We start from the raw sequence: 25145 nt of genomic DNA, 5'->3' as shown, positions 1-25145 counted from the left end.
TCAGGAGAGGAAGTGGCGTGAAGATTTATCTGGTCGGTGGTGCTGTTCGGGACGCGTTGTTAGGGCTACCGGTTAAAGATAAAGATTGGGTGGTGGTTGGCGCCACACCTCAGGAGATGCTTGACGCGGGCTACCAGCAGGTAGGCCGCGATTTTCCCGTATTTCTTCATCCGCAAACACGAGAAGAGTATGCGCTGGCGCGCACCGAGCGTAAATCGGGTTCCGGTTATACCGGCTTTACCTGTTATGCCGCCGCCGACGTGACGCTGGAAGACGATTTGCAGCGCCGTGACCTGACAATCAACGCCCTTGCGCGTGACGACGACGGTCAGGTAATCGACCCGTATCACGGGCGTCGCGATCTGGGCAACCGCCTGCTACGCCATGTCTCTCCCGCTTTCAGCGAAGATCCGCTGCGCGTCCTGCGCGTGGCGCGTTTTGCCGCCCGCTATGCCCACCTCAGCTTCCGTATTGCTGATGAAACCATGACGCTCATGCGTGAGATGACGGCCGCCGGTGAGCTGGAACACCTCACGCCGGAAAGGGTGTGGAAAGAAACCGAAAATGCCCTGACCACACGTAACCCACAGGTCTTCTTCCAGGTTCTCCGCGACTGCGGCGCGTTGCGCGTGCTGTTCCCCGAAATAGACGCCCTGTTTGGCGTCCCCGCCCCGGCAAAGTGGCACCCGGAAATCGACACCGGGATCCACACGCTGATGACGCTGTCGATGGCCGCCATGCTCAGCCCGGAAGTGGATGTGCGCTTTGCCACGCTGTGTCACGATTTGGGGAAAGGGTTAACGCCAAAGGAGTTCTGGCCGCGTCATCACGGTCATGGCCCGGCGGGCGTTAAACTGGTGGAACAGTTATGCCAGCGTTTACGTGTTCCCAATGATATTCGCGATTTAGCCAAACTGGTGGCGGAGTTCCACGATCTCATTCATACCTTCCCCATCTTGCAGCCAAAAACGATCGTTAAACTGTTCGATTCGATTGATGCCTGGCGAAAACCGCAACGGGTGGAACAAATCGCGCTGACCAGCGAAGCGGATGTTCGCGGGCGTACGGGCTTTGAAGCGGCGGACTATCCACAAGGCCGCTGGTTACGAGAAGCCTGGCAGGTGGCGCAGGCCGTACCGACCAAAGAGGTGGTTGATGCAGGATTTAAAGGCCAGGAGATCCGTGAAGAGCTGACCCGGCGCCGTATTGACGCCGTGACGGAATGGAAAGCATTGCGCTGCCCTAAGCCGGAATAATTGCAGGAATAAATGCCGGATAGTCGCGTAAACGTCTTCTCCGGCAAGCTTAAATCAGAAGAACACCACGTAAACAGCCGCTGCAACGATAAATCGGTAAATCGCAAACGGAATGAACGAGATGCGTTTGATCAGTTGTAGGAAGGTTTTGATCGCCACCAGCGCGACGACGAACGCAGTGGCAAAGCCAACGGCAAACATCGGGATGTCGGCAACCGTCAGGAAGGACCAGCTTTTGTAGAGGTCCAGCGCCGTGGCGCCCATCATCATCGGCACGGCCAGCAAGAAGGAGAATTCAGAGGCCGCATAACGGCTCACGCCCATCAGCATACCACCGGAAATCGTGGCGCCCGAGCGGGAGAACCCCGGCCACAGCGCCAGACACTGGAAACAGCCGATCATAAATGCCTGACGGTAGGTCATGTCGTCCAGACCCGGTGCGCGCGGCTCTTTCGGCTTCAGGCATTCCGCTGCAATTAGCAACAAACCACCGACCACCAGCGCATACATCACGTTAACCGGGTTAAACAGCGATTTAATGGCGTCGTGGAACACCAGTCCCAGCACCACCGCAGGGATCATCCCCAACAGAATATGGCCCAGCGTCAAACGCCCTTTTCCGGTGCCTTCATGCGGCGGCTTACCAAAGTGAATGCCGATCAGTCCGAATAAACGTCGCCAGAACATCACCACGACGGCCAGGATAGATCCCAGTTGGATCACCACTTCAAACGTCTTCGCGGTATCGCCTTCAAACCCCAGCAGATGGCCAACGATAATCATGTGCCCTGTACTGGAGACGGGTAAAAACTCCGTCAATCCTTCGACCACACCCAATATTGCCGCCACCAGCAGCGAGTGCATATCGCTCATCAATAAACCCCTAAATGTAAAAAATCATGCAGCAAAAAATGGATCTTGTGTTAAGACCCATTTATACCCATTTGGTTTAAAAATTATAAAGTTAATTATTTTCTTTCAGATTATTGCCACGCTCAATGATTACGCCGACATTCGCCGCACGCGCCACGGCGCCGGGTTTACTGAGCTTGATACGCACCCACGGAGAATTAAACCGTGCCAACAGCAGATCGGCAACCTCTTCTGCCACCCTTTCAACCAGCGCAAAACGACTGCCTTCCACGTGATTGACAACCGTTTCGGCAATGTCAGCATAGCTTAGACAATCCGCCACATCATCGCTTTTGGCTGATTTGCGGTTGTCCCACGCCATTTCGATATCGAACACCAGTTTCTGTTCAATTGTCTGTTCCCAGTCGTAAACACCGATAGTGGTGATGACCGAAAGTTGCTCTATAAATACAATATCCATCACGACCTGCTCGCTTTTTGGCTAACCCGGATACCACTTCCGGCGAATTATGCGTATTATCCACAGAAGTAACGTTTAACACGACATTTTCAAAACGGAACAGCTTATGAGTGCAATCGCGCCTGGAATGATCCTCTTCGCGTACCTCTGCGGCTCAATTTCCAGCGCCATTCTGGTCTGCCGCATCGCTGGACTGCCCGACCCGCGTCAGAGCGGTTCCGGTAATCCGGGCGCGACCAATGTGTTACGAATCGGTGGCAAGGGAGCGGCCGTAGCAGTACTGGCTTTCGACGTCCTGAAAGGGATGTTGCCCGTCTGGGGCGCATACGCGTTAGGCGTCAGCCCTCTCTGGCTGGGGTTGATTGCGATCGCTGCCTGTCTGGGGCATATCTGGCCGGTCTTCTTTGGTTTTAAAGGTGGCAAAGGCGTTGCTACCGCATTTGGCGCGATAGCGCCGATTGGTTGGGACTTAACGGGCGTCATGGCGGGCACCTGGTTGCTGACCGTGTTACTGAGCGGCTATTCATCGCTCGGCGCTATTGTCAGCGCCCTGATAGCACCATTCTATGTCTGGTGGTTTAAACCGCAGTTCACCCTCCCGGTCTCCTTGCTGTCGTGCCTGATTTTGCTGCGTCACCATGACAACATCCAGCGACTGTGGCGTCGCCAGGAGACGAAGATCTGGACAAAACTGAAGAAGAAGAGCGAAAAAGATCCTGAGTGATCTTATTCGCTGCCCATCGTCAGCGCAGGCTGGTAGCCTTCATTGGGCCTGCCTAGCCGCTGCTGGCACCATGCCGCCAGAAACTCCACGCATACCCTTAACTTCACGCTGCGATAAAGCGGTTCCTGATAAACAGCCCAGATATTGGCGCTTTGCGCATACTCCGGTAACACCCGAACCAGTTTGCCGCTGGTCAGAAACGGCTGCACATCCCACTCAGAACGCAACATAATTCCTTTTCCCTCCAGCGCCCATTGCAAAACAATTTCACCACTGTTGGAGGAAAGATGGCCCGTTACCTTCACTGATTTTTTCTCTTCGCCATTTCCCAGTTCCCATACTCCGTGGGTCATATCACGTTCTTTTGTCACCAGGCAATCATGATGACATAATTCCTGTAATGATTTCGGTTCAGCATATTTTTGCAAGTACGCGGGGGACGCACACAATATCCTTTTATTCTTTGTTAACAAATGCGCAATATAATAATCTGGAATTTCATCATTAATCCGAATATCGAGATCGATATTGTCTTGCACTAAATCAATCTGCCGATCAAAGAGTTCAAAATGGACCTGTAATTCAGGATAATTGCGCATCAGTTCGGTAATGGCGGGGGCAATATGGCTACGCCCAAAACCAAAACTACAGCCAATGCGAATCATTCCCTCCGGACGGGTTTTGATTTGCGTCACGTCATCCACCAGATGCTGATACCGGGTAAGAATTTCCAGCGCATGTTCATAGCACCGCTGCCCGCTTTCCGTGAGCGCAACGCCTCTTGCCGAGCGGTTCAGCAGCGTGACGGCAAGGGTTGTCTCGAGGATCTGAATCCGTTTAGTCACAAATGCGGGCGTTTGCCCCAGCGCCGCCGCCGCCGCGCTAAAGCTTCCCGTATGGACAATTTCAATCAGCACCTGCAGGTCTTTGGCTAAGGGATAGTTATTCAGCATTTTCGGATTACCCGTGATTTTGATAACCGCAGTGTAATTCTCTTCACGCCGTCAATCCCTGCCTTTGCTCAATTTTCATCACCTTTCTACAGCATGATTCACGAACTGTTAATTACATATACACAGCAGCAAAAAATATAAACCCACATTTTTAGTGGTAGTTTACTTCGGAGAATTTATTTCCAGATAAATAAAGAACTGGAGTTAACATGATGAGCAATCAAAATAATCAAAACGCGGTTAATACGTTGACAGAAATTGTCGCTAATTTTACCGCCATGATTTCTACCCGGATGCCCGACGACGTGGTGGCTAAATTAAAACAGCTGCGAGAAGGCGAAACCTCGCCAATGGGTAAAATCATTTACCACACCATGTTCGACAACATGCAGAAGGCTATCGACCTGAACCGCCCGGCCTGTCAGGACACCGGCGAGATCATGTTTTTTGTCAAGGTCGGTTCCCGTTTCCCGCTGCTGGGTGAGCTGCAAAGCATTCTTAAACAGGCCGTAGAAGATGCCACCGTGAAAGCGCCGCTGCGCCACAATGCGGTAGAGATTTTTGACGAAGTAAACACCGGTAAAAACACCGGCAGCGGCGTGCCGTGGGTGACCTGGGACATCATCCCCGACGGCGATGAGGCAGAAATCGAAGTCTACATGGCAGGCGGCGGCTGTACGTTGCCGGGACGCTCCAAAGTGCTAATGCCCTCCGAAGGCTACGAAGGCGTGGTGAAATTCGTCTTTGAAAATATCTCCACGCTGGCCGTAAACGCCTGTCCGCCGGTACTGGTGGGCGTGGGAATCGCAACCTCTGTTGAAACCGCCGCCGTACTCTCACGTAAAGCGGTGCTGCGCCCGATTGGCACACGACATCCAAATCCAAAAGCCGCCGAGCTTGAACTGCGCCTGGAAGAAGGACTTAACCGGCTGGGAATTGGCCCGCAAGGACTCACCGGCAACAGCTCAGTGATGGGCGTGCATATCGAATCCGCCGCGCGCCACCCGTCGACGATCGGCGTGGCGGTTTCCACCGGCTGCTGGGCGCACCGTCGCGGCACGCTGCTGGTTCATTCTGACCTCTCCTTCGAAAACCTGTCCCACACCCGGAGCGCGTTATGAAAAAGATCCTGACTACCCCGATCAAGGCCGAAGACCTGGAAGATATCCGTATTGGCGATGTGATCTACCTGACCGGCACACTGGTGACCTGCCGCGACGTCTGCCACCGTCGCCTGATCGAACTTAAGCGTCCGATCCCTTACGACCTCAACGGCAAAGCGATTTTCCACGCCGGTCCCATCGTGCGTAAGAACGGGGAGAAGTGGGAGATGGTCTCCGTCGGCCCAACTACCAGCATGCGCATGGAAGCCTTTGAAAAAGAGTTTATTGAGCAGACCGGCGTGAAGCTGGTGGTGGGTAAAGGCGGCATGGGTCCGCTCACCGAAGAGGGTTGCCAGAAATTTAAAGCGCTGCACGTGATCTTCCCGGCGGGCTGCGCAGTCGTTGCTGCGACCCAGGTTGAAGAGATTGAAGAAGTGCACTGGACGGAACTCGGCATGCCGGAATCCCTCTGGGTTTGCCGGGTGAAAGAGTTCGGTCCGCTGATTGTCTCTATCGACACCCACGGCAACAACCTGATCGCCGAAAACAAAAAACAGTTCGCCGCACGTCGCGGTCCTATCGTCGACGAGATCTGCGAGCACGTCCATTACATCAAATAACCCTTCCGGAGAGGCTTTGCGCCTCTCCCTCTTCGCAGGGATACGACAATGGCACCTTTAGCTGGTTGGTGGCGATACCTGGCTCCGCTGGTGGTCATCGCCATTATTACTGTTTTGCCCGTCCCCACCGGTCTTGAGAGCCACACCTGGCTCTATTTTGCGGTCTTTACCGGTGTCATCGTGGGACTCATTCTGGAACCTGTGCCGGGCGCGGTAGTCGCGATGATTGGGATTTCGATCATTGCCGTCCTGTCGCCGTGGCTGCTGTTCAGCCCGGAACAGCTCGCGCAGGAAGGTTTCAAATTTACCGCCAAATCACTGTCGTGGGCGGTCTCTGGCTTTTCTAACTCGGTTATCTGGCTGATTTTCGCCGCCTTTATGTTCGGCACCGGCTATGAAAAAACCGGCCTCGGTCGGCGTATTGCCTTGATGCTGGTGAAAAAGATGGGGCATCGCACGCTATTTCTTGGCTACGCGGTGATGTTCTCTGAGCTGATCCTCGCTCCCGTTACCCCCTCCAACTCCGCGCGCGGCGCCGGGATAATCTACCCGATTATCCGTAACCTGCCGCCGCTCTATAACTCACAGCCCAATGACACCAGTTCCCGTTCTATTGGCTCCTACATTATGTGGATGGGAATTGTCGCCGACTGCGTGACCAGCGCCATTTTCCTGACCGCGATGGCGCCTAATCTGCTGCTGATTGGCCTGATGAAAGGCGCGGCCCATACGGCGCTAAGCTGGGGAGACTGGTTCTTAGGCATGCTGCCGCTGAGTATTCTGTTGGTCCTGCTGGTGCCGTGGCTGGCCTACGTGCTGTATCCGCCAGTACTGAAATCAGGCGATCAGGTACCGCGCTGGGCGGAGACGGAGCTGAAAGCGATGGGTCCGCTCTGCTCACGTGAGAAAAAGATGCTGGTGCTGATGGTTGGCGCGCTGGTGCTGTGGATCTTAGGCGGTGATTATATCGATGCCGCGATGGTCGGTTACAGCGTGGTGGCATTAATGCTGGTATTACGCATCATCTCCTGGGATGACATCGTCAGTAATAAAGCCGCGTGGAACGTCTTCTTCTGGCTCGCTTCGCTGATTACCCTCGCAACAGGACTCAACAATACCGGCTTTATCACCTGGTTTGGCAAGCTGCTGGCAAACGGGTTGAGCGGCTATTCGCCGGTGATGGTAATGGTCGCGCTGATTGTGGTGTTCTATCTGCTGCGCTACTTCTTTGCCAGCGCCACCGCCTATACCTCAGCGCTGGCACCGATGATGATCGCCGCCGCGCTGGCGATGCCGGAGATCCCGTTACCGGTGTTCTGCCTGATGGTGGGCGCAGCCATTGGTCTGGGCAGCATTCTTACCCCGTATGCGACCGGGCCAAGCCCCATCTACTACGGCAGTGGTTATCTGCCAACGGTCGATTACTGGCGGTTAGGTGCCATTTTCGGCCTGATCTTCCTCGTTCTGCTGGTGGTAACCGGTCTGGTCTGGATGCCTCTCGTTTTGCTGTAAACCCCGTTGGGGCGGCATAATGTCGCCCTTTTTCCATACGCTTCTTATATGGCCGTTTTGCCGGATAACGCGAAGCCGCCATCCGGCAAACAAACATTACGCTGCGGGTAACTCTGCCAGCGGCCAGCGTGGACGCACGGTCACGCCGAGATCGGCCGTGGCTCCGGCTTTAAAACGCACCATCCCGGCATAGGCGATCATCGCGCCGTTATCTGTACAAAACTCCGGGCGCGCATAGAACACTTCGCCACGACGCTTTTGCATCATCTCGGCCAGCTTTGCACGCAGCGTGCGGTTGGCGCTCACGCCGCCCGCCATCACCAGACGTTTAAAGCCGGTCTGATCCAGCGCGCGTTTGCACTTGATCATCAACGTATCCACCACCGCATCTTCAAACGCGCGGGCGATATCCGCACGGGTCTGATCGTCATTGCCATTGCTGCGAATCGTGTTGGCCGCAAAGGTCTTCAGGCCGGAGAAGCTGAAATCCAGCCCCGGACGATCGGTCATCGGGCGCGGGAAGACAAAACGCCTGGCAGTACCCTGAGCCGCCATTTTCGACAGCATCGGACCGCCTGGGTAATCGAGCCCCAGCAGTTTGGCGGTTTTATCAAAGGCTTCACCCGCCGCATCATCAATGGATTCGCCCAACAGTGCGTACTGGCCTACCCCTGTCACGCTAATGAGCTGAGTGTGGCCGCCAGAAACCAGCAGCGCGACAAACGGAAATTCCGGCGGGTTATCTTCCAGCATCGGTGCCAGCAGATGGCCTTCCATATGATGCACAGGGATGGCAGGAACATTCCAGGCAAAGGCCAGTGAGCGCCCCACGGTTGCGCCGACCAGCAGCGCGCCGACCAGACCCGGCCCTGCGGTATACGCCACCGCATCAATGTCTTTCGCCGTTAAACCCGCCTCTTTCAGCGCCGCCTGGATCAACGGTACGGTTTTGCGCACATGATCGCGCGAGGCCAGTTCAGGCACCACGCCACCGTAGTCAGCATGCAATTTCACCTGACTATACAATTGGTTGGCCAACAGACCCTTTTCATCGTCGTAAATGGCGATGCCGGTTTCATCGCAGGATGTCTCAATACCCAATACACGCATGACTTATTCTACCTCGCTCTATTACCGCGCAGTGTAGGACCAATGCGGGTTGATGTAAAACTTTGTTCGCCCCTGGAGGAAGCCTCGTGTATACTCCTCACCCTTATAAAAGTCCCTTTCAAAAACGGCCGCGGTGCTTTACAAAGCAGCAGCAATTGCAGTAAAATTCCGCACCATTTTGAAATAAGCTGGCGTTGATGCCAGCGGCAAACCGAATTTATTAAAGGTGAGAGTTAGATGCCGGTAATTAAAGTACGTGAAAACGAGCCGTTCGACGTAGCACTGCGTCGCTTCAAGCGTTCCTGCGAAAAAGCAGGTGTTCTGGCGGAAGTTCGTCGTCGTGAGTTCTATGAAAAACCGACTACCGAACGTAAGCGCGCTAAAGCTTCCGCTGTGAAACGTCACGCGAAGAAACTGGCTCGCGAAAACGCACGCCGCACTCGTCTGTACTAAGTCTTCTGAGGGTCGCGGCCCTCAATTCAGACCGAGTTGTAGTTGTAAGGCCGTGCTTCCGAAAGGAATGCGCGGCTTATTTTCGTTTATGCATTGGCATATACACAAAATCATTCATGATGCGTGAAAGATGGAGTGTATAAAAGGGGCATATGGCTGGACGAATTCCACGCGTATTTATCAATGACCTGCTGGCGCGCACCGACATCGTCGATCTCATCGACGCGCGGGTGAAGCTAAAAAAACAGGGCAAAAATTACCATGCGTGCTGTCCATTCCATAACGAAAAAACCCCCTCTTTCACCGTAAACGGTGAGAAACAGTTTTATCACTGCTTTGGATGTGGCGCGCACGGTAACGCCGTCGATTTTCTCATGAACTACGACAAGCTCGAGTTCGTGGAAACGGTCGAAGAGCTGGCTGCGATGCACAATCTTGAAGTGCCCTATGAAGCAGGCAACGGCCCCAGTCAGATAGAGCGCCATCAACGGCAAAGTCTTTATCAATTGATGGACGGCCTGAACACATTTTATCAACAGTCTCTGATGCAACCCGCCGCAACCCCCGCGCGCCAGTATCTGGAAAAGCGAGGATTAAGTCGCGACGTGATCGCCCGTTTTGCTATTGGTTTTGCGCCCCCCGGCTGGGACAACGTCCTGAAACGGTTTGGCAACAATACTGAGAATCGCAAATCGCTGGTTGATGCGGGTATGTTGGTTACCAACGATCAGGGACGCAGTTACGACCGCTTCCGCGAACGGGTGATGTTCCCCATCCGCGATAAGCGTGGACGGGTGATTGGTTTTGGTGGACGCGTGCTGGGTGACGCCATGCCGAAATACCTGAACTCCCCGGAAACCGATATTTTCCATAAAGGTCGCCAGTTGTATGGCCTTTATGAAGCCCAGCAGGATAACGCTGACCCGCAGCGCCTGTTAGTGGTGGAAGGCTATATGGATGTAGTCGCGCTGGCGCAATACGGCATTAACTACGCCGTGGCGTCTCTGGGGACATCGACCACTGCCGATCACATCCAGCTGTTATTTCGTGCGACGAACAACGTCATTTGCTGTTACGACGGTGACCGCGCCGGACGCGATGCCGCCTGGCGAGCGCTGGAAACCGCGCTACCTTATATGACGGATGGTCGCCAGTTACGCTTTATGTTCTTACCTGACGGTGAAGATCCTGACACGCTGGTGCGTAAAGAAGGTAAAGAAGCATTCGAAGCTCGGATGGAGCAGGCATTGCCGCTCTCCGCGTTTTTGTTTAACAGCCTGCTGCCGCAAGTGGATCTGAGTACTCCGGACGGACGTGCTCAGCTCAGTACGCTGGCGCTGCCGTTAATCACGCAGGTGCCGGGTGAAACGCTGCGTATTTATTTGCGACAGGAACTGGGCAACAAGCTCGGCATTCTGGATGACAGCCAGCTTGAACGTTTAATGCCAAAACTGGCAGAAAATGGCGCTTCCCGCCAGGCTCCGCAGCTAAAACGCACGACCATGCGTATACTGATAGGATTACTGGTGCAAAACCCAGATTTAGCACCGTTGGTTCCACCGCTTGGTGGACTGGATCCACAAAAATTGCCGGGACTTGGCTTATTTGTAGAACTGGTCAACACTTGTCTGTCTCAGCCAGGTCTGACCACTGGGCAACTTTTAGAACATTATCGCGGCACAAATGATGCGGCGACCCTTGAAAAATTGTCGATGTGGGACGATATAGCAGATAAGGATATCGCAGAAAAAACCTTCACCGACTCACTCAACCATATGTTTGATTCGATGCTTGAGCTGCGCCAGGAAGAGTTGATAGCTCGTGAGCGCACACACGGTTTAAGCAGCGAAGAACGCCGGGAACTCTGGACGCTAAACCAGGAACTGGCGAAGAAATAAACGAAAGACAAAAGTATTTAACGGCTTAAGTGCCGAATATCGTTCGGGAAGCCCCCGACAGCCGCACTGAGAGGCAGCGGCACAAATATAAGTACGCCCTCGTTTTGCCGTTGGCGGTTTAACCGCCCAACACCAATCAAACGAATTAAGTGTGGATACCGTCTTATGGAGCAAAACCCGCAGTCACAGCTGAAGCTTCTTGTCCAACGTGGTAAGGAGCAAGGCTATCTGACCTATGCCGAGGTCAATGACCATCTGCCGGAAGATATCGTCGATTCAGATCAAATCGAAGACATCATCCAAATGATCAATGACATGGGTATTCAGGTGATGGAAGAAGCACCGGATGCCGACGATCTGCTGCTTGCTGAAAACACCAACAGCACCGATGAAGACGCGGAAGAAGCTGCGGCTCAGGTTCTCTCCAGCGTGGAATCTGAAATCGGTCGTACAACTGACCCGGTACGCATGTATATGCGTGAAATGGGCACGGTTGAACTGTTAACCCGTGAAGGCGAAATTGACATCGCTAAACGTATCGAAGACGGGATTAACCAGGTTCAATGCTCCGTTGCCGAGTATCCGGAAGCCATTACCTATCTGCTTGAACAGTACGATCGCGTTGAAGCTGAAGAAGCGCGTCTGTCCGATCTGATCACCGGTTTTGTTGACCCGAACGCGGAAGAAGACCTGGCACCTACCGCCACTCACGTCGGTTCTGAACTCTCCCAGGAAGAGCTGGATGACGACGAAGATGAAGACGAAGAAGAAGACGACGACAGCAGCGATGACGACAACAGCATCGATCCTGAATTAGCACGTGAGAAATTCGGTGAGCTGCGTACTCAGTACGAAATCACCCGCGACACCATCAAAGCGAAAGGCCGCAGCCATGCAGCAGCACAGGCTGAGATTCAGAAGCTTTCTGAAGTGTTCAAACAGTTCCGTCTGGTGCCAAAACAGTTCGACTACCTGGTAAACAGCATGCGCGTCATGATGGACCGCGTCCGTACCCAGGAACGTCTGATCATGAAGCTCTGCGTTGAGCAGTGCAAAATGCCGAAGAAAAACTTCATCACGCTGTTCACCGGCAACGAAACCAGCGAAACCTGGTTCAACGCTGCTATCGCGATGAACAAACCGTGGTCTGAAAAACTGCACGATGTGGCAGATGACGTTCACCGCGGCCTGCAGAAACTGCAGCAGATCGAAGAAGAAACCGGCCTGACCATTGAACAGGTCAAAGATATCAACCGTCGCATGTCCATCGGTGAAGCGAAAGCGCGTCGTGCGAAGAAAGAGATGGTTGAAGCGAACCTGCGTCTGGTTATCTCTATCGCCAAGAAATACACCAACCGTGGTCTGCAGTTCCTGGATCTGATTCAGGAAGGCAACATCGGTCTGATGAAAGCGGTAGATAAATTTGAATACCGTCGCGGTTACAAGTTCTCCACCTATGCAACCTGGTGGATCCGTCAGGCGATCACCCGCTCTATCGCGGATCAGGCGCGTACCATCCGTATTCCGGTACATATGATTGAGACGATCAACAAGCTCAACCGTATTTCTCGCCAGATGCTGCAAGAGATGGGCCGCGAACCGACGCCGGAAGAACTGGCTGAACGTATGCTGATGCCAGAAGATAAGATCCGTAAAGTGCTGAAGATCGCCAAAGAGCCAATCTCCATGGAAACGCCGATCGGCGACGATGAAGATTCGCATCTGGGTGATTTCATCGAGGATACCACCCTCGAGCTGCCGCTGGACTCTGCGACCACCGAGAGCCTGCGTGCCGCAACGCACGACGTTCTGGCTGGCCTGACCGCCCGTGAAGCGAAAGTTCTGCGTATGCGTTTTGGTATCGACATGAACACCGACCACACGCTGGAAGAAGTGGGTAAACAGTTCGACGTCACCCGCGAACGTATCCGTCAGATCGAAGCGAAGGCGCTGCGTAAACTGCGTCACCCGAGCCGTTCTGAAGTGCTGCGTAGCTTCCTCGACGATTAATCGTTTTTAATTGTTCTTAAGCCCTCTTCGTGAGGGCTTTTTTACAGGAGCAACCACCATGCAACAAGGATGCTATTCACTCCCCGCTCTGCTCCGTGCGCTCGATAACGACCAGCACGTTGAATATCTGTGGTTCTGGGGACATCAACCCTCCGCTGACGGAACGATCACCGCCTCTTGTTTCAGTCAGTGGTGGCAAAATTCGCCTTTCAATCATAACGGTGTGGTATATGCCACGGCGGAACACTGGATGATGGCCGGAAAAGCGCGTCTGTTTGGCGATGAGGCCATGCTGACGAAGATCCTCGCCGCGCAAACGCCTGCAGAAGCCAAAAAACTGGGCCGCAAAGTCGCAGGATTTGACGAACACCGCTGGCAGGAGAGCTGTTTCGAGCTGGTGAGCGAGGGCAATTACCATAAGTTTAGCCAGCACCCGGCACTCAAGTCATTTCTGCTCAGTACCGCCCCTCGTGTTCTGGTGGAAGCCAGTCCGGTAGATAAAATCTGGGGAATTGGTCTGGCAAAAGATCATCCGGATGCTGCAACACCGTCGCGATGGCAGGGTGAAAATCTGTTGGGATTTGCCCTCATGGCAGTCAGGGATCGCCTGGCGAAAGAGTAACGATTTACCTTAACCCCGGCTTGCGTCGGGGCTTACACGCCATACTTAACGTCCGCGCACCGTCAGCGCCTCATCCAGCTCCCGATAGGCTTCGACCAGCTTATCCAGAGCGATCCGGCTTAGCCCGCTGGTATTCGGTAGCACCCATACCTGGGTCACGCCAATACTCATCGCCTGTTTTCCCCACTGTACGCCACGTTGGCTAAATCCCTGCTCAAAAGCCTGCTTACCCAGAATGGCCAGCGCCTGTGGCTGGTAGCGCTCAATCTTGTCAATCAGGTTGTGACCGCCGTTACGTAACTCCTCTCGCGAGACTTCATTCGCTTGTACCGTCGGCCTGTCGACCAGTTTGGTCACACCACAGCGAAAATCCAGCAGGTGTTGCGCCTCCTCCGGTTTTAGTTGGCGATCGGTAAATCCGGCCTGATGAATCACCTTCCAGAAGCGGTTGGCGGGATGCGCAAACGGTAACCCCATTCCCGCTGAAGACAGCCCCGGGTTGATGCCGCAAAACACGACGCGAAGCCCCGGCGCCAGTATGTCCTTAACCATGAAACCTCCCAAACAATACAATAGAGGGGAAGTATAACGAATTGAAAATACGTTGTTTATAAAAACAGCATACGTACGGTTATGGCTGGATTGCAGCACAGAGTTACTTTATAATCCCTCGCCACGGCCCCTTAGCTCAGTGGTTAGAGCAGGCGACTCATAATCGCTTGGTCGCTGGTTCAAGTCCAGCAGGGGCCACCAAATTCTTCCTTTATTATCAAATAGATAGCAACAAATAACCCCTACCAAAACAACCGCTATCTTTTGATGTGTCGCAAAAGTGTCGCATGACAAACGCAATGCGAACCGGCGCACCTTCCTTTCAAACGACGAGTTAGAGGAAAATGGAAAGAAAAATTCCGCAACCTTTGGTGTCAGTTGTAGCCGATCACATATCATCTATAGAAACTCATGCAAGTTTAAATAGCCTTTTTTTCTATGCTGATGCCCCAGGAGACGCTCCTGATGGTTCAAAGCACGTCAAAGCACTGGAATGGCTCCGCAGAATAAACAAAGAATGTGACGACCCTCTCGCTGTACTTGGCAAGTTGCTCGAAGGTTACATGGAGAGTGAAACATCCTTTCCCACCCCGTCTCCATTCAATTTATTTGCTGAAAACAAAAATGAGCCAACCTTCAAAGAAAACATTAATAAAATGTTGGCTAAATACGGCTTCTCATATATGACAGGCGGCTACATCTCTTCTGGGGGTTCGAAGCCATCAGTTTCATTGCAAGAGGCGATTGAAGGCAGAAACATGCCTGCAATTGAAATGGAGTTCAACCGAGCTTTGGAGCATATACAAAAAGAGCCCAAAGAGTCGGTCTCCGCTGCATGCAATATTCTTGAATCAGTTTGCAAAATTTATATTACAGATGAAGGTTTACAGATGCCCGCCAAGCAAGACCTTCAGAGTGTATGGAAAGTGGTGAAAGATAGCTTAGGCATGAATCCTCAAGTGATTGAGGATAATGACCTGCGCAGGATACTCACCGGACTATTCTCTATCGTAGATGGTATCGGTGCTTTCCGTACACACGCCAGCACAGCACACGGCGCAGGAAGAAAATCCTATAAAGTTCTGCCCCGTCATGCCCGGCTTGCGATTAACTCGGCACATACGCTGGTTTTATATATTCTGGAGTCATGGGACGAAAGAAAACTGAAGGAATAGTTTTTCAGTTTTTTTGTTGAATGACTCTAAGCTACAACCCGCTCCAGTCATGGATTCGCGGGTTTTTGTTTTCCTACCAACACTTTCGTTATTAGAACCATTAAATTCACCTAAAATTTATAACTCCTTATTTTTCTGCAATTTATTAATTTTTTTAGATCCTCCTCAGATCCATGAAACTGAAAAACCCTGAAATTCCTTTCATTCTTTTCAGTTCACACTCTCCGCAAAGCCACCAGTGTTGGCGCGGTCTGGCAGTCCGGTTTGTAGGAAAAGAAAACTGAAAAATTTTATCGATCCAGAAACCGCAGGCGGGTGCGGTGTAGTGCCGTTTTTGTCTGCGAAAGATTTATTTTGTCTGCGTGTGGCTACGTCAGCGCAACGTGACGGCACAGATCCTTTTCAGGTGTTACGCGGTGTCAGTGTGTGGATTTTGGCGCTCAGATTGCGCCGCAGGGCTTCAGGCGAGGGGTACAAAAAAACCCGCGTTTTGCGGGCTGTCTGGGATGGTCAGGCAATGATGCTCTGGTACTTGCTCCGGGTCTGTCCGGCCTTTGTCGCCGTCTGGGTGAAGGCTCCCGCATTGGTCGGCGTACCGACACTGGGGTGTGAATGGCTCGCGCATTGCCGCGCCAGTTCTGCCAGCAAATCAATGGTGTCCAGCATCATGGTCAGGGCGTTGGTACTCTCACTGCCAATATGCACCGTTGCCCCCATAACCTGCTGACCGCCAGCGGCCACGGATTTGCGCAGCGCGGCAATCTTTTCTGTCAGGCTTTCCCCCACGTCAACGGTCACAGCGCCGGCCACTTTCGTGGACTGTTTCCCGGTTATATCGGTTTCGTCATTCCCTTCAATGCTGGCCAGCCTGTTGCCTTTCACGGCCTGGCTAAAATCCCCGGCACTGACCTGCTGAATGGCTCCGGCCATAAGGGTGGCGGTACCCACCACAGTAGCTTTATCCGTGGCTTTAACCGTGGTTTCGCGGCTGATCAGATCGCGCTGTTCTGTATCTGCTTTCACCGTCCGCGCCATCGATGTTTCACTGATGGTCTGATCGGTCTGCCGCACCCAGTCGCCAGCCTGGGTAACTCGCTGTGACACTTCAGCCCGCTGCTGTTGCAGCTGCTCACCGGGTTTAACATCCGGGAGGCTGGTACCATCCGGCAACGTCTGCCTGATAAACGGCTTATCCGGTCGACCTGCGGTAAACGCAACTTCAACCAGTGTCCCTTCTGGCGGAAACTGGAACATGCCGGAGTCATGACCGGCCATTGGTACCGGCAGCGGTACTGCGGTATAAACCGGGGTCTGGTTATCCGGGTTCCCGTCCGCATCAAGCAGCTGCACGTCAACGGCATAACGCGGGCGGAACGGGTCGGCAAAATTACCGCTGGTGACCGCCTCACTGTGTGACACCACCCTGGCCATTTTCGGCAAATGAAGCCCGGAGGCCAGTTCCGGGTAATGGCTTTCAATCTGGCGTTGCGCCGGTGTTTTCTGCAATGGCTTACCCGTGGCGCGGTTCCTGGGTGTCCATGTGATGGCCATCGTGTCATTGGTCAGATGGACTTTGGTCACACGCTCCCCGTTCAGTTCCGCACCCGGCCGCAGACTCTGGATAACCGGCAGTGTCATGGAATTACCGCCAGCGGCGCCCTGGCTGAACTCTGCCGGAATATCGACCGGACGACCGGCAAACAGCGCCTTTTCTGCGCCGCCAGCGTACAGCGAACCATCCGGCATCTGATACCAGATGTAATCCGGGATACTGAATGCCCTGCCCAGATTATTCAGCAACTGGTACCCTGTACCGTTATGGGTGAAATGTGGGATCGGCGTGTCGCTATATGGGGCATCGGGTACGGTGATGGTGATCCCGCTGTTTTCCTCCAGCCAGCTGGCCACCTTCCGCAAGGTTGGGTGCTGAAATGAACATGGCCACATTCTTTCAAATACGCCGACCAGCTCGCGTACAAACAGACGCTGAAACCCATTTTCGGCGGGTTGTGAGCGTTCCACATAGCCGGTAAACCAGCGCAAAAGCAGATCGCTGTAACCCACATCCAGCCGCACCAGTTTTCCGGTGTAATCCGCGGTTGTCTGTGCCGTGATAAATCCCCGGCCGCAGCTGTTCAGCTCCAGCACCAGGCTGGCATCGGCCAGGTGAACTTCATCCGTTGAAAGGTAAAGGCGTTTTACTGGTTTCATCATTAACCCAACACATCATTGACGGGTTTCAGCACTTTCTTTTCAAACCACGTCAGTTTTTCTTCATCTTCTCCGGCAGACTGCCCACCGGATTGTCCTGCGCTGCCCGCCGTCTGTTTTTTCGCGGTCGTTTTGCCGGTTGCCCTGGCCTCCCGCTTTTCCTGCACGCTGATATGTTCCGCCAGCGTGAATGTCACCAGCCATGCCATTTTCCCGTCCTGCTGTGGGGCATCCAGCGTTCCGCTGAATGTTGCCTCACGAAAATTAACGGCTCTGGCCACCTCGTGGGCAACACGGTATTTCTGGCGATTGCCTCCGGTATCGGTGGCGCTGGCCAGCTCAAAAATACGCTTCAGGATCTCCGGCTTTTTAAACGGTATTTCGCCACTGATACGCAGCTCTTTTCCCTTTGCGCCCTGCTCTGATTTGGTCGTGGCGCTGGTCTGCCCGGACTGGTCTTTATCCTGAAACTGCTGCGAGACTGTCACTCGCATATTCTTCAGCAGGATGGCTTCACCATTAAGCGCCAGCGTTGGGATCGAAGTCATGAATCATTCCTTTTATTCCATCCAGATTATCGCCAACCAGCATCATGGCTGCCGTATAAACGGCAGACTGCTGCGGTATATCTTTGACCAGCTCCAGCAGGGTTGTGCCGGTATCACCGCTGGCCGTGAATACCCATGCCCTGGCGCTTTTCCCCTGCAAGTCACTTAACCCGCTGGCCACATCATTAATCAGTTTGTCGCGCAGCTGCGTGAACTCACCCAGTTGCTGTTTTATCCCGTTTAAATCAAACCCGGCACTGGCCGCTGCCTGCGCCTGGCTGATGGCCGCTGCGGATAATGCCGCCCTGCTGGTTGGAACAGACAACGGTATGGCCGCAGGTAAACCCATCCCGGCTTTTGCAGGGATCTGCATTTTTGTAATGGCCAGTTCCGCTGCGGACTGCGCCAGCCGCTTTACCTGGGTGAATGCCGGTGCGGGGAACACATCCACCAGGCTGTTAAGCCCGGACATGAAATTCTCCTGTGTCTGGCCTGTGACCATCATGATCACCACGTCAGCATGGCCACCCGTTCCAGCCAGCCTTTCCGCCAGATATCTGACGGCATTCACCGGACTGAGATATGCCCCGTTTTCCGTTTGCTGTCCCAGGCCGTAGATCCACGGATGCGCGGGAACCATGGAACAATTTAACGCGGCCAGCGAATCCGTGAAGGCCAGACGAGCATCACGCCACATTACCCGGTACCTCCGGCCAGACAATATCTGGTGCATCTTCCGGGTTAATACGACTTAACAGCACACGGAATTTTTTGAACTCAACCAGGCTCTGTTTTTCGTCGTCCGTCGCCATATCGAGATCAACGGCATCCTGTAATGTCGCAATAGCCCCGTTTGCCAGATTAAGCAGGGTTTTCTTATGCGCTTCCGCTTCATTAACCTGCGCTTCACGCGCCGCATCTTCATCATCAACCCATGCGCCACCGTCCCATTTCTGCCAGGGATTTTCCGGGGCAATAGTGGTCGTTCCGTCCGGATAAGCGCCAGGTTCCGTGATCGCAACTTCAAGCCCCGTTTCGGTGCTAAAAACCACCTCACCGCGATGGTCTTCACTGCGAATCCATCCCTGATTCTCAGAATCAAAAACGGCAGTAAACCCGGCTTTTGCTTTCGGGGGTTCTATCGTGGTGCAATTGGCTGGTAAGCCGGTGAAGGCAGGAATGAACGCATCACCTTTGCCAATAAATTCCCGGGTGCTCTCCAGCAGGTTGTAAACAGTGATAATCCGATCCTGGTCGGTCATTTTGAAAGTCATCAGGCAAGCCTCACAATGTAGTTATAAGCGATGTTTTTAACGGTGTTTTCTGCGTTACCGGCAGCGTTAACAGTAATGGTGTGCCCATGAGCACCAATTGGCACCGTGTGACTGTGAGCACCAATTCCGACTGTGTGGTTATGAGCGCCAATACCGACCGTATGGGCGTGCGCCCCTGCACTCCCCGTCGTTCCGTTGCCCAGCCCTGAGTTATAACCCGCTGAAACGCCATTACCTGCGCCTGTGTTACCAACAGAAATACCGTGCGCATGCGCTCCGGTGCTGTTAGTGGTTTTAGTGCCATAGTCAAATGTGCTGGCCGTTTTAGTACCGTAATCAAAGGCACTGCTTGATTTAGTGCCTAAGTCCGTATTTGATGCACTTGCGCTGTGAGTATGTGACTTGATGCCATCCAGTTCCTGTGAAAGCACTGCACGGCCGCTGGCCGGTTTACCCTTAATTACCCAGCCCCGCATATCAGGTATGACCCCGGAAGGATACGCACCCGCGAGCAATGGATAAGCCGCTTTATCAAAAGCCTGTCCTTGCATCAACGTCCATCCGGCTGGCGGCGTATCCGTTGGCCAGGGTACCGGTATCCCCACCGGCAACACATCATTTCTGTCGAGTGTCGCCAGCTCTCCCAGTGCAAGGTTTTTTCTCGCTTTCGGTTTGTCTTTAACATCAGCAAGACTGGCATCTTTGCGCAGATAATCGTTGCTTGCCTGTTGCTCATTCAGCGTCCCTTTTGGCCGCAAATCGGTGATATTTCCATTCACATCAATGCTGGCCACCGCAAACACGTAATGCTGTGCGCCGTTCTGCACATAATCAGACAGGTTTTCCGCTACGGTAATCTTGCTCTGAACATTCCAGACACTGGTTAGTGCCCCTGTCCAGCACACATCCAGCCAGACCTTTACCGGTTTGGCGGTCACGGTAATATTCTTGTTTGCATCCAGTGGCGCACGTAACCCCGCCACATAGCCGGTGCCTTTGGTCACGAAAAACTGATTACCGGTTTTACTGACCAGCCAGCCATCACCGAAAAACGCCGCCGCACCGTAAATGTCCACGTTTTCCAGACGCTGGCGTTCATCCATTCCGGCCATACGTGCAGTGAAATCGATCTGCCACATCTCAGCCGGTGTAGTAATCCCGGTTTCGGTCTGGGCGCCGTTGTACTCCATCAGGAATGAACGGGTGAGGACGTTACCCTGCTGGCCTTCTTTTGTTTTCAGCTTTTGCTGCGCCGGTGCATGAACAATCATCGCCAGCGTTCCGCTGGCTTTATTCAGCAGACCGATCCAGTTAAAACTGAAATCCCCCACGTCTGCCCCCAGTACGGCGGAATACACCACCCCGTTTTCATTCACCACGCCGGTGCGGGTAACGGGCTGCCGGTGAACAATCTGCGCAGCCGGTGGCTGTTTTTCATTCCGGTCAACGGGGGTATCCGGGTTCAGTCCAGGCACACTGGCAAACACAAATTCGTCCAGTAAAACCGCTTCACCTGTCGCGGCCTGTTTCGCCTTCCATTGCTCAAACGCCAGCGTGATAGCTGTCTGTGACATATAAAACTCCTTACAAACCTGCGCTGAATGTTGCGCTGTGGGTTTCCGTCCCGCTTAACGTTGCCGGATAAACCACATATTCCCCCTGATCCCATCCTGCCCGGATGGTCAGCTTTTCAGAGGTGATGACTTCAAACTGATAACGGCGGCATGTTCGCCCGTACTGACGGATTATCTGGATCAGCAGCTGCGTGTTGTCCGCTATCTGGCTGTCCGTGACGCGAACCAGAATCACATCCCAGTCAATCCCCGGCTGGCGCTCCAGCAGCTCCACATACCCGATGCCCAGCCGTTCAAAGATGTTGATAAATCCTTCTACCGAACCGGCATCCCGCGCATTGATGAAGGCAAACGCCACGCGCTTGCGGAACAGGCTGAGGGGTTCCCCGTCAAAGCGGGTTATGTCCCGGTCATAGGCCAGCAAATTCAGTAACGCCGGTGTACACGTCAGCGGATCAAACTGATTCAGTGGCCAGGTTATCCAGCCGTAAACCTCTGCCCAGAATCGTTGCGCTGTTTTCAGCAACTTCCCCGGCTCGCCTTTATTCATCCAGGAAGGAAGCACCATCCCGGCCAGCTTTTTCATGAACTCATTCATTTTCAATGTTCACCACCAGTGATTTCAGGCGCGGCACGCTCAGTTCACTGGTGATGTCGCCCAGTGAAAATGTCAGCGATTCCGTCAGTGCAAAGGCTTTGTGTATTTCCCGCCCCAGTTGGGAGAACGAGAAACGCGAGTACGGCCATGTTTTTCTGACGTCAAAGTCAGCATTTTCACGAAAGGCACAGCGGATCAGGTTTTCTATCCCGTCCTTCATCCCTTTCTTCTCATCATCACTGAGGTTTGCCAGATTTTTGACCCAGGCGGTGACTACTAAATCGTGAAGGGTTTCCGGCATGGCATAGCACTGCATATCGTCGCCGTGGCCGTGATGCCCCTGTGAGTTGATGTAGTCATTCACAGCATCCACAAACGGTGCGGAAGTCACCCCACTGTCCAGTAACAGATACGCGTTCGCGGTACCTGGTCCCCTCGGCGCTTCGTGCTCAAAGAAAATCCGATCAATACTCAGTCCCGCAACACTGGCAATCATCGAACGGTACACGGCGTCGGTGTGGTAATTCCCCACCAGATTGAACTGATTGCGGCATCGTTCGCGCAGTTCGTCATCACTTTCTTCATCAGCCCCCGGAACGGTCAGCCAGTCTTCCTCACTGGCCACATGGCTGATGCCGTCAACGGCCACGGGCAGAATGCGGTAATACCCTGGCGCAAGGTTGTACGCGCCCCCTGTTCCTGTCGCTTTCACCGGCAGCAATGCACTGGCGGTTCCTGACGGGATCACCACATCGCCCGTCGTGGCCAGTTCGTACACCGTCCCGTTAATGCGTTCGGTCTGGATAACCGTTCCGGCTTTCACCGTCACCACCGCTCTGGCATCTTCCTTAACAAACCGGATCACCCCTTCTGCGGCGCTGGCAGGTTTCGCCGTGACGTTCACTGCCCAGGCCAGCAATCGCAACATGCTCCCGCTGGCCGTCGCCACAAACATATTGGCCAGCACGGTGGACACCAGAACATCCTTCAGCCACATGACCGGCGCAGTCACAATGGCCGTAATCAGCCGCCAGAAAGGTGACATGCGGGATGTGTTGGTGATGATGCCCTCATCGTCCGCAATCGCATTAAAACGTTCGCGCACCTCGGATTCCGTCACCGGCATTCCGCTGGCTTTCACCACCTCTTCAAAATCGACCTGGGGTTTTTCCGTCATAAATCCACCTGCGTTGAAATCCCGCCGAAGTCGTATGTGCTGGCCGTGATCCATAACCGTTTCTGGCTTTCTTCACTGATATCCACCGTACCCGGCACAATACGATCGTCTTCTTCAATCAGTAATTCCATGCGGGTGAAAATATCCGCCCGCATTGTCGGACTGCGTTCAGCAATTAATTCCGTTGCCAGACCACTTTCAATAATGGCGTGAATAATGTCCTGCCCGATACTTCTGCGGTTATTACATAATTCAGGTTCATTACCTGTATTAAGAACAAAATCCCCGTCCATAATCAGCAAATCAATATAAAGAATCTCACTCACGCATTTAGCTCCTGCCATTCCATTAGCTGACCCGGTGAAAACACCTCTTTTGTATGAAAATGCACTTCACCAATTTTACGGCTGTTATCTGTCACCGATTTAGAATTACTGCTAATTGTTTTATTAATGCCGCCCTTATCAATCCCTTTTAATTCCCCTCCTGTTGAAAGTGCATTACCGGTGAGCGGCGGCGCAGATTCATTTGCCAGTGAGATATCCACGCCGGGGATTTTATTGAGTTTTCCGACAATCCAGTTCCATGACGTCAGAAAACCGCTTTTTATGGACTGCCAGACATTATCAAACAGGGAGACAATGCCGGTGGCCATTTCGCTTAATGCCTGAGACGGAGAAAACCCGGTCAGCAGAGAAATAAAGGCATTCCAGCCCGCACTGATAAATTCCCAGGCGGAGGCAAATACCCCAGCCAGCCATTCCACGACTCTGGCGCAGATCTGAAACGCCCCTGTCTCCATCACGGCATTTTTTACCGTGTCCCAGTGCTTCACCAGCAGCCAGCAACCCGCAGCAAGTAAAGCCACCGCACCAATCACAAGCAGGATCGGCCAGCTCATCAGATTGATGCCAATCCCGGCCATTACTGCGGCCATACGCACCGCCAGCAAAGCCCCGCGCAGAAATTTGAGTGTCACATTCCATGCTGTGACGGCAGTCTGCGCCAGCCATACCGTGGCGGTGTACACCTTCGTGACAGCCGTCAGCGCAGCCCAGACCCCGCGTAGCCCAATCATGATGAACCGGGACGCCCCCATCACGATATTGGCCACCGCACCCACAGCAGCAAACCCCAGCAAGGCCACAGACGCATAACCGATAACGCGGGCAATGTTGGGAAACAACTGCATCCAGCGTGCAAAGGTCTGCCCCATATCTGCCAGACGATTCAACATCGGGTACAACACCGGCATCAGCGTCAGCCCAATCACCGTCTGAATGGCTTTCAGGATCTGGACAAACCGATCCCACGGCTTCACCATTTTTTGTGCCATTTCCTGGGTGCGCTTCAGGCCATCCGCCCCGCCCAGCTCCGTGATGTTCCGCTGAAGAAGTGCCACATTGCCATACAGGTGTTTCACCACCGCCGAACTGTCACCAAATGCCTCATCCAGCTCCGCCTGGGCTTTCAGATTCCCTTCCAGGCTTTTGCCGTATTTACCCTGCAATTTGATCAGCATTTCAGGCATGGACAGCATTTTGCCGGTAGAGTCCGTGAAGGACATCCCCAGCTTTTTAGCCCCCTCAATTGCGCCGGTCATAAAGCCTTCATACGCGCTGCTGGCTTCCGATCCCAGTGTGCGGTTCAACTGTCCCAGCACGGCCAGCTGTTCATCCAGCCCCACACCGTAGTTCGTCCCCACACCGCGCGCGCCTTCCATCAAATCCTTGATAGCGGCCATTTCCGTGCCGAAGGTTTTACGCATGTACACCATTTTTCCGGCCAGCTGTTCGGCAAACTCCACCTTGCCCAGCCGGGCGGAATCGGCGGAAAAGTTACCGAACATTTGTCCCATAAACTCTGCCGTGTCTGCCGCCGTGGACTTAAGCGCAAAAGCGAGCGTATTGGCGACCTTTGTTACTTTCGGCAGCTCATTCCCGGTCAGTCCCGCGATGGCAGCGTTAATACTTTCCGTGGACTGGACAAACTCCACCGCGCTGGCGCCGTAGGTTGTACTGAAACGCAGAGCATCACGCTGAACTGCTTTAAGCGCAGAATCATCAATCCCTTTTGCTGCCGCATCATTCAGCGCGTCATACATTTCAATGGCCGGTGATAACGCCCCTTTGATGGCCATTCCCGTACCTGCCAGCGCCAGCACACCGCCGCCAATTTGCATAAAGGCTTCTTTTGATTTTTCCGCAAAGCCTGTGACGCTGCCCTGCGCCTGTTTTAACGGGCGCGACAATTTATCAATCAGGCTTAATGTAAAATCTAACTGTTTCATTCAGTGCCTTTAAATGCTTTAGCCACACCATTGGCCACGGCTATTCCCGTATATTCCCAGTGACGGTTATCCAGCCATATGGCAGCGGCGATATCGTCAACAGAGTCCTGACCATGAGGTAAATAATGACGGCGGAGAATTAAATACTGTTC

25 protein-coding genes and 1 tRNA gene are annotated in these 25145 nt (G+C 53.5%); 11 read left to right on the top strand and 15 right to left on the bottom strand.

Translation table 11 applies throughout. From position 1 onward, the window contains the following. The first annotated feature begins 17 nt into the window (after positions 1-17). Positions 18-1256, top strand: coding sequence for a multifunctional CCA addition/repair protein (locus P2W74_RS03265; protein ID WP_276293868.1), 1239 nt, complete (start codon positions 18-20; stop codon positions 1254-1256). A gap of 54 nt (positions 1257-1310) precedes the next feature. Here the strand turns inward: P2W74_RS03265 and bacA are convergent, their stop codons facing one another. Then, positions 1311-2129: an undecaprenyl-diphosphate phosphatase gene (gene bacA / locus P2W74_RS03260; RefSeq protein ID WP_276293867.1), complete on the bottom strand. Its 819-nt coding sequence runs from the start codon at positions 2127-2129 to the stop codon at positions 1311-1313. A 91-nt stretch (positions 2130-2220) separates the two neighbouring features. Beyond that, entirely contained in the window at positions 2221-2589 is a 369-nt protein-coding gene (folB, locus tag P2W74_RS03255; protein WP_271444099.1) for a bifunctional dihydroneopterin aldolase/7,8-dihydroneopterin epimerase, read from the bottom strand. 106 nt (positions 2590-2695) lie between these two features. Here folB and plsY point away from each other — a divergent pair, with 106 nt between their 5' ends. Next, the gene (gene plsY, locus P2W74_RS03250) at positions 2696-3313 is read left to right on the top strand and encodes a glycerol-3-phosphate 1-O-acyltransferase PlsY (protein WP_192613524.1); all 618 of its coding nucleotides are present in this window, start codon (positions 2696-2698) and stop codon (positions 3311-3313) included. 2 nt (positions 3314-3315) lie between these two features. Here the strand turns inward: plsY and ttdR are convergent, their stop codons facing one another. After that, positions 3316-4266 (bottom strand): L-tartrate utilization transcriptional activator TtdR, encoded by a 951-nt coding sequence (ttdR, locus tag P2W74_RS03245; protein ID WP_276293866.1) that lies wholly within the window; start codon positions 4264-4266, stop codon positions 3316-3318. 209 nt (positions 4267-4475) lie between these two features. Here ttdR and ttdA point away from each other — a divergent pair, with 209 nt between their 5' ends. The 3 genes from ttdA to P2W74_RS03230 are packed head-to-tail and all read left to right on the top strand — an operon-like array spanning position 4476 to position 7501. After that, positions 4476-5387, top strand: coding sequence for a L(+)-tartrate dehydratase subunit alpha (ttdA, locus tag P2W74_RS03240; RefSeq protein WP_276293865.1), 912 nt, complete (start codon positions 4476-4478; stop codon positions 5385-5387). After that, entirely contained in the window at positions 5384-5989 is a 606-nt protein-coding gene (ttdB, locus tag P2W74_RS03235; RefSeq protein WP_276293864.1) for a L(+)-tartrate dehydratase subunit beta, read from the top strand. The genes ttdA and ttdB overlap by 4 nt, the downstream gene beginning before the upstream one ends. Before the next feature lie 48 nt (positions 5990-6037). After that, positions 6038-7501, top strand: coding sequence for an anion permease (locus P2W74_RS03230; RefSeq protein ID WP_276293863.1), 1464 nt, complete (start codon positions 6038-6040; stop codon positions 7499-7501). A gap of 96 nt (positions 7502-7597) precedes the next feature. On the opposite strand, the gene tsaD is transcribed toward P2W74_RS03230, so the two are convergent. Beyond that, positions 7598-8611, bottom strand: a complete 1014-nt coding sequence (gene tsaD / locus P2W74_RS03225) for a tRNA (adenosine(37)-N6)-threonylcarbamoyltransferase complex transferase subunit TsaD (protein ID WP_276293862.1) — start codon at positions 8609-8611, stop codon at positions 7598-7600. Between the two features lie 237 nt (positions 8612-8848). Between tsaD and rpsU the strand changes: the two genes are divergently transcribed. The 4 genes from rpsU to P2W74_RS03205 all read left to right on the top strand — a co-directional run bounded on the left by rpsU (position 8849) and on the right by P2W74_RS03205 (position 13594). Beyond that, complete coding sequence (gene rpsU / locus P2W74_RS03220) at positions 8849-9064, top strand: 30S ribosomal protein S21 (RefSeq protein WP_001144069.1); 216 nt, start codon at positions 8849-8851, stop codon at positions 9062-9064. A gap of 152 nt (positions 9065-9216) precedes the next feature. Continuing rightward, positions 9217-10962 (top strand): DNA primase, encoded by a 1746-nt coding sequence (gene dnaG, locus P2W74_RS03215; RefSeq protein WP_276293861.1) that lies wholly within the window; start codon positions 9217-9219, stop codon positions 10960-10962. 165 nt (positions 10963-11127) lie between these two features. After that, positions 11128-12972 carry an RNA polymerase sigma factor RpoD gene (gene rpoD, locus P2W74_RS03210; protein WP_276293860.1) on the top strand — a complete coding sequence of 615 codons (1845 nt, stop codon included), beginning with the start codon at positions 11128-11130 and terminating at the stop codon, positions 12970-12972. Positions 12973-13030: 58 nt separating this feature from the next. Further along, positions 13031-13594 (top strand): NADAR family protein, encoded by a 564-nt coding sequence (locus P2W74_RS03205; protein WP_276293859.1) that lies wholly within the window; start codon positions 13031-13033, stop codon positions 13592-13594. A gap of 45 nt (positions 13595-13639) precedes the next feature. Here P2W74_RS03205 and mug read toward each other — a convergent pair whose 3' ends face one another. Further along, positions 13640-14146 carry a G/U mismatch-specific DNA glycosylase gene (mug, locus tag P2W74_RS03200; RefSeq protein ID WP_276293858.1) on the bottom strand — a complete coding sequence of 169 codons (507 nt, stop codon included), beginning with the start codon at positions 14144-14146 and terminating at the stop codon, positions 13640-13642. A 125-nt stretch (positions 14147-14271) separates the two neighbouring features. Between mug and P2W74_RS03195 the strand changes: the two genes are divergently transcribed. Together P2W74_RS03195 and P2W74_RS03190 are read left to right on the top strand one after the other, a co-directional pair. Beyond that, positions 14272-14347 (top strand) — tRNA-Ile (locus tag P2W74_RS03195). Between the two features lie 143 nt (positions 14348-14490). Continuing rightward, on the top strand, positions 14491-15321 hold the full coding sequence (locus P2W74_RS03190; RefSeq protein WP_276293857.1) for an abortive infection family protein: 831 nt from the start codon (positions 14491-14493) through the stop codon (positions 15319-15321). Between the two features lie 510 nt (positions 15322-15831). On the opposite strand, the gene P2W74_RS03185 is transcribed toward P2W74_RS03190, so the two are convergent. Genes P2W74_RS03185 through P2W74_RS23440 form a run of 10 tightly spaced genes read right to left on the bottom strand, consistent with a single transcriptional unit; the run spans position 15832 to position 25073 of the window. Beyond that, positions 15832-17535, bottom strand: a complete 1704-nt coding sequence (locus tag P2W74_RS03185; RefSeq protein WP_276293856.1) for a hypothetical protein — start codon at positions 17533-17535, stop codon at positions 15832-15834. Then, a complete protein-coding gene (locus tag P2W74_RS03180; RefSeq protein WP_276293855.1) occupies positions 17535-18080 on the bottom strand; it encodes a baseplate complex protein in 546 nt (181 codons plus the stop codon). The genes P2W74_RS03185 and P2W74_RS03180 overlap by 1 nt, the downstream gene beginning before the upstream one ends. Then, entirely contained in the window at positions 18052-18777 is a 726-nt protein-coding gene (locus P2W74_RS03175; RefSeq protein WP_276293854.1) for a hypothetical protein, read from the bottom strand. The genes P2W74_RS03180 and P2W74_RS03175 overlap by 29 nt, the downstream gene beginning before the upstream one ends. After that, a complete protein-coding gene (locus tag P2W74_RS03170; protein WP_276293853.1) occupies positions 18767-19354 on the bottom strand; it encodes a tail fiber assembly protein in 588 nt (195 codons plus the stop codon). The genes P2W74_RS03175 and P2W74_RS03170 overlap by 11 nt, the downstream gene beginning before the upstream one ends. After that, complete coding sequence (locus tag P2W74_RS03165) at positions 19354-20928, bottom strand: phage tail-collar fiber domain-containing protein (protein WP_276293852.1); 1575 nt, start codon at positions 20926-20928, stop codon at positions 19354-19356. The genes P2W74_RS03170 and P2W74_RS03165 overlap by 1 nt, the downstream gene beginning before the upstream one ends. A gap of 10 nt (positions 20929-20938) precedes the next feature. After that, positions 20939-21526, bottom strand: a complete 588-nt coding sequence (locus P2W74_RS03160; protein WP_276293851.1) for a phage tail protein — start codon at positions 21524-21526, stop codon at positions 20939-20941. Further along, complete coding sequence (locus tag P2W74_RS03155) at positions 21519-22703, bottom strand: baseplate J/gp47 family protein (RefSeq protein ID WP_276293850.1); 1185 nt, start codon at positions 22701-22703, stop codon at positions 21519-21521. The genes P2W74_RS03160 and P2W74_RS03155 overlap by 8 nt, the downstream gene beginning before the upstream one ends. Beyond that, a complete protein-coding gene (locus P2W74_RS03150; RefSeq protein ID WP_001289823.1) occupies positions 22700-23029 on the bottom strand; it encodes a DUF2590 family protein in 330 nt (109 codons plus the stop codon). Before P2W74_RS03150 ends, P2W74_RS03155 begins: the two co-directional genes overlap by 4 nt. Next, entirely contained in the window at positions 23026-24993 is a 1968-nt protein-coding gene (locus P2W74_RS03145) for a phage tail tape measure protein (protein WP_276293849.1), read from the bottom strand. The genes P2W74_RS03150 and P2W74_RS03145 overlap by 4 nt, the downstream gene beginning before the upstream one ends. Then, positions 24990-25073 carry a DUF6890 family protein gene (locus P2W74_RS23440; RefSeq protein WP_371357790.1) on the bottom strand — a complete coding sequence of 28 codons (84 nt, stop codon included), beginning with the start codon at positions 25071-25073 and terminating at the stop codon, positions 24990-24992. Before P2W74_RS23440 ends, P2W74_RS03145 begins: the two co-directional genes overlap by 4 nt. Positions 25074-25145 lie beyond the last annotated feature (72 nt).

Origin of the sequence: Citrobacter enshiensis, assembly GCF_029338175.1 — a bacterium.
In the GTDB taxonomy this organism is placed as follows: domain Bacteria; phylum Pseudomonadota; class Gammaproteobacteria; order Enterobacterales; family Enterobacteriaceae; genus Citrobacter_D; species Citrobacter_D enshiensis.
Note: the sequence above shows the minus strand (reverse complement) of the source record. Positions and strands in the feature narration are given on the sequence as shown.

Excerpts from the sequence above, each read along its gene's own strand:
- P2W74_RS03155 (WP_276293850.1), bottom strand. The coding sequence starts at position 22,703 with ATGACGGAAAAACCCCAGGTCGATTTTGAAGAGGTGGTGAAAGCCAGC.
- P2W74_RS03185 (WP_276293856.1), bottom strand. The coding sequence starts at position 17,535 with ATGATGAAACCAGTAAAACGCCTTTACCTTTCAACGGATGAAGTTCAC.
- tsaD (WP_276293862.1), bottom strand. The coding sequence starts at position 8,611 with ATGCGTGTATTGGGTATTGAGACATCCTGCGATGAAACCGGCATCGCC.
- P2W74_RS03190 (WP_276293857.1), top strand. The coding sequence starts at position 14,491 with ATGGAAAGAAAAATTCCGCAACCTTTGGTGTCAGTTGTAGCCGATCAC.
- P2W74_RS03170 (WP_276293853.1), bottom strand. The coding sequence starts at position 19,354 with ATGACTTTCAAAATGACCGACCAGGATCGGATTATCACTGTTTACAAC.
- ttdB (WP_276293864.1), top strand. The coding sequence starts at position 5,384 with ATGAAAAAGATCCTGACTACCCCGATCAAGGCCGAAGACCTGGAAGAT.
- rpoD (WP_276293860.1), top strand. The coding sequence starts at position 11,128 with ATGGAGCAAAACCCGCAGTCACAGCTGAAGCTTCTTGTCCAACGTGGT.
- P2W74_RS03230 (WP_276293863.1), top strand. The coding sequence starts at position 6,038 with ATGGCACCTTTAGCTGGTTGGTGGCGATACCTGGCTCCGCTGGTGGTC.
- rpsU (WP_001144069.1), top strand. The coding sequence starts at position 8,849 with ATGCCGGTAATTAAAGTACGTGAAAACGAGCCGTTCGACGTAGCACTG.
- P2W74_RS03165 (WP_276293852.1), bottom strand. The coding sequence starts at position 20,928 with ATGTCACAGACAGCTATCACGCTGGCGTTTGAGCAATGGAAGGCGAAA.
- ttdA (WP_276293865.1), top strand. The coding sequence starts at position 4,476 with ATGATGAGCAATCAAAATAATCAAAACGCGGTTAATACGTTGACAGAA.
- folB (WP_271444099.1), bottom strand. The coding sequence starts at position 2,589 with ATGGATATTGTATTTATAGAGCAACTTTCGGTCATCACCACTATCGGT.
- plsY (WP_192613524.1), top strand. The coding sequence starts at position 2,696 with ATGAGTGCAATCGCGCCTGGAATGATCCTCTTCGCGTACCTCTGCGGC.
- P2W74_RS03205 (WP_276293859.1), top strand. The coding sequence starts at position 13,031 with ATGCAACAAGGATGCTATTCACTCCCCGCTCTGCTCCGTGCGCTCGAT.
- ttdR (WP_276293866.1), bottom strand. The coding sequence starts at position 4,266 with ATGCTGAATAACTATCCCTTAGCCAAAGACCTGCAGGTGCTGATTGAA.
- mug (WP_276293858.1), bottom strand. The coding sequence starts at position 14,146 with ATGGTTAAGGACATACTGGCGCCGGGGCTTCGCGTCGTGTTTTGCGGC.
- bacA (WP_276293867.1), bottom strand. The coding sequence starts at position 2,129 with ATGAGCGATATGCACTCGCTGCTGGTGGCGGCAATATTGGGTGTGGTC.
- P2W74_RS03145 (WP_276293849.1), bottom strand. The coding sequence starts at position 24,993 with ATGAAACAGTTAGATTTTACATTAAGCCTGATTGATAAATTGTCGCGC.
- P2W74_RS03180 (WP_276293855.1), bottom strand. The coding sequence starts at position 18,080 with ATGACTTCGATCCCAACGCTGGCGCTTAATGGTGAAGCCATCCTGCTG.
- dnaG (WP_276293861.1), top strand. The coding sequence starts at position 9,217 with ATGGCTGGACGAATTCCACGCGTATTTATCAATGACCTGCTGGCGCGC.
- P2W74_RS03175 (WP_276293854.1), bottom strand. The coding sequence starts at position 18,777 with ATGTGGCGTGATGCTCGTCTGGCCTTCACGGATTCGCTGGCCGCGTTA.
- P2W74_RS03160 (WP_276293851.1), bottom strand. The coding sequence starts at position 21,526 with ATGAATGAGTTCATGAAAAAGCTGGCCGGGATGGTGCTTCCTTCCTGG.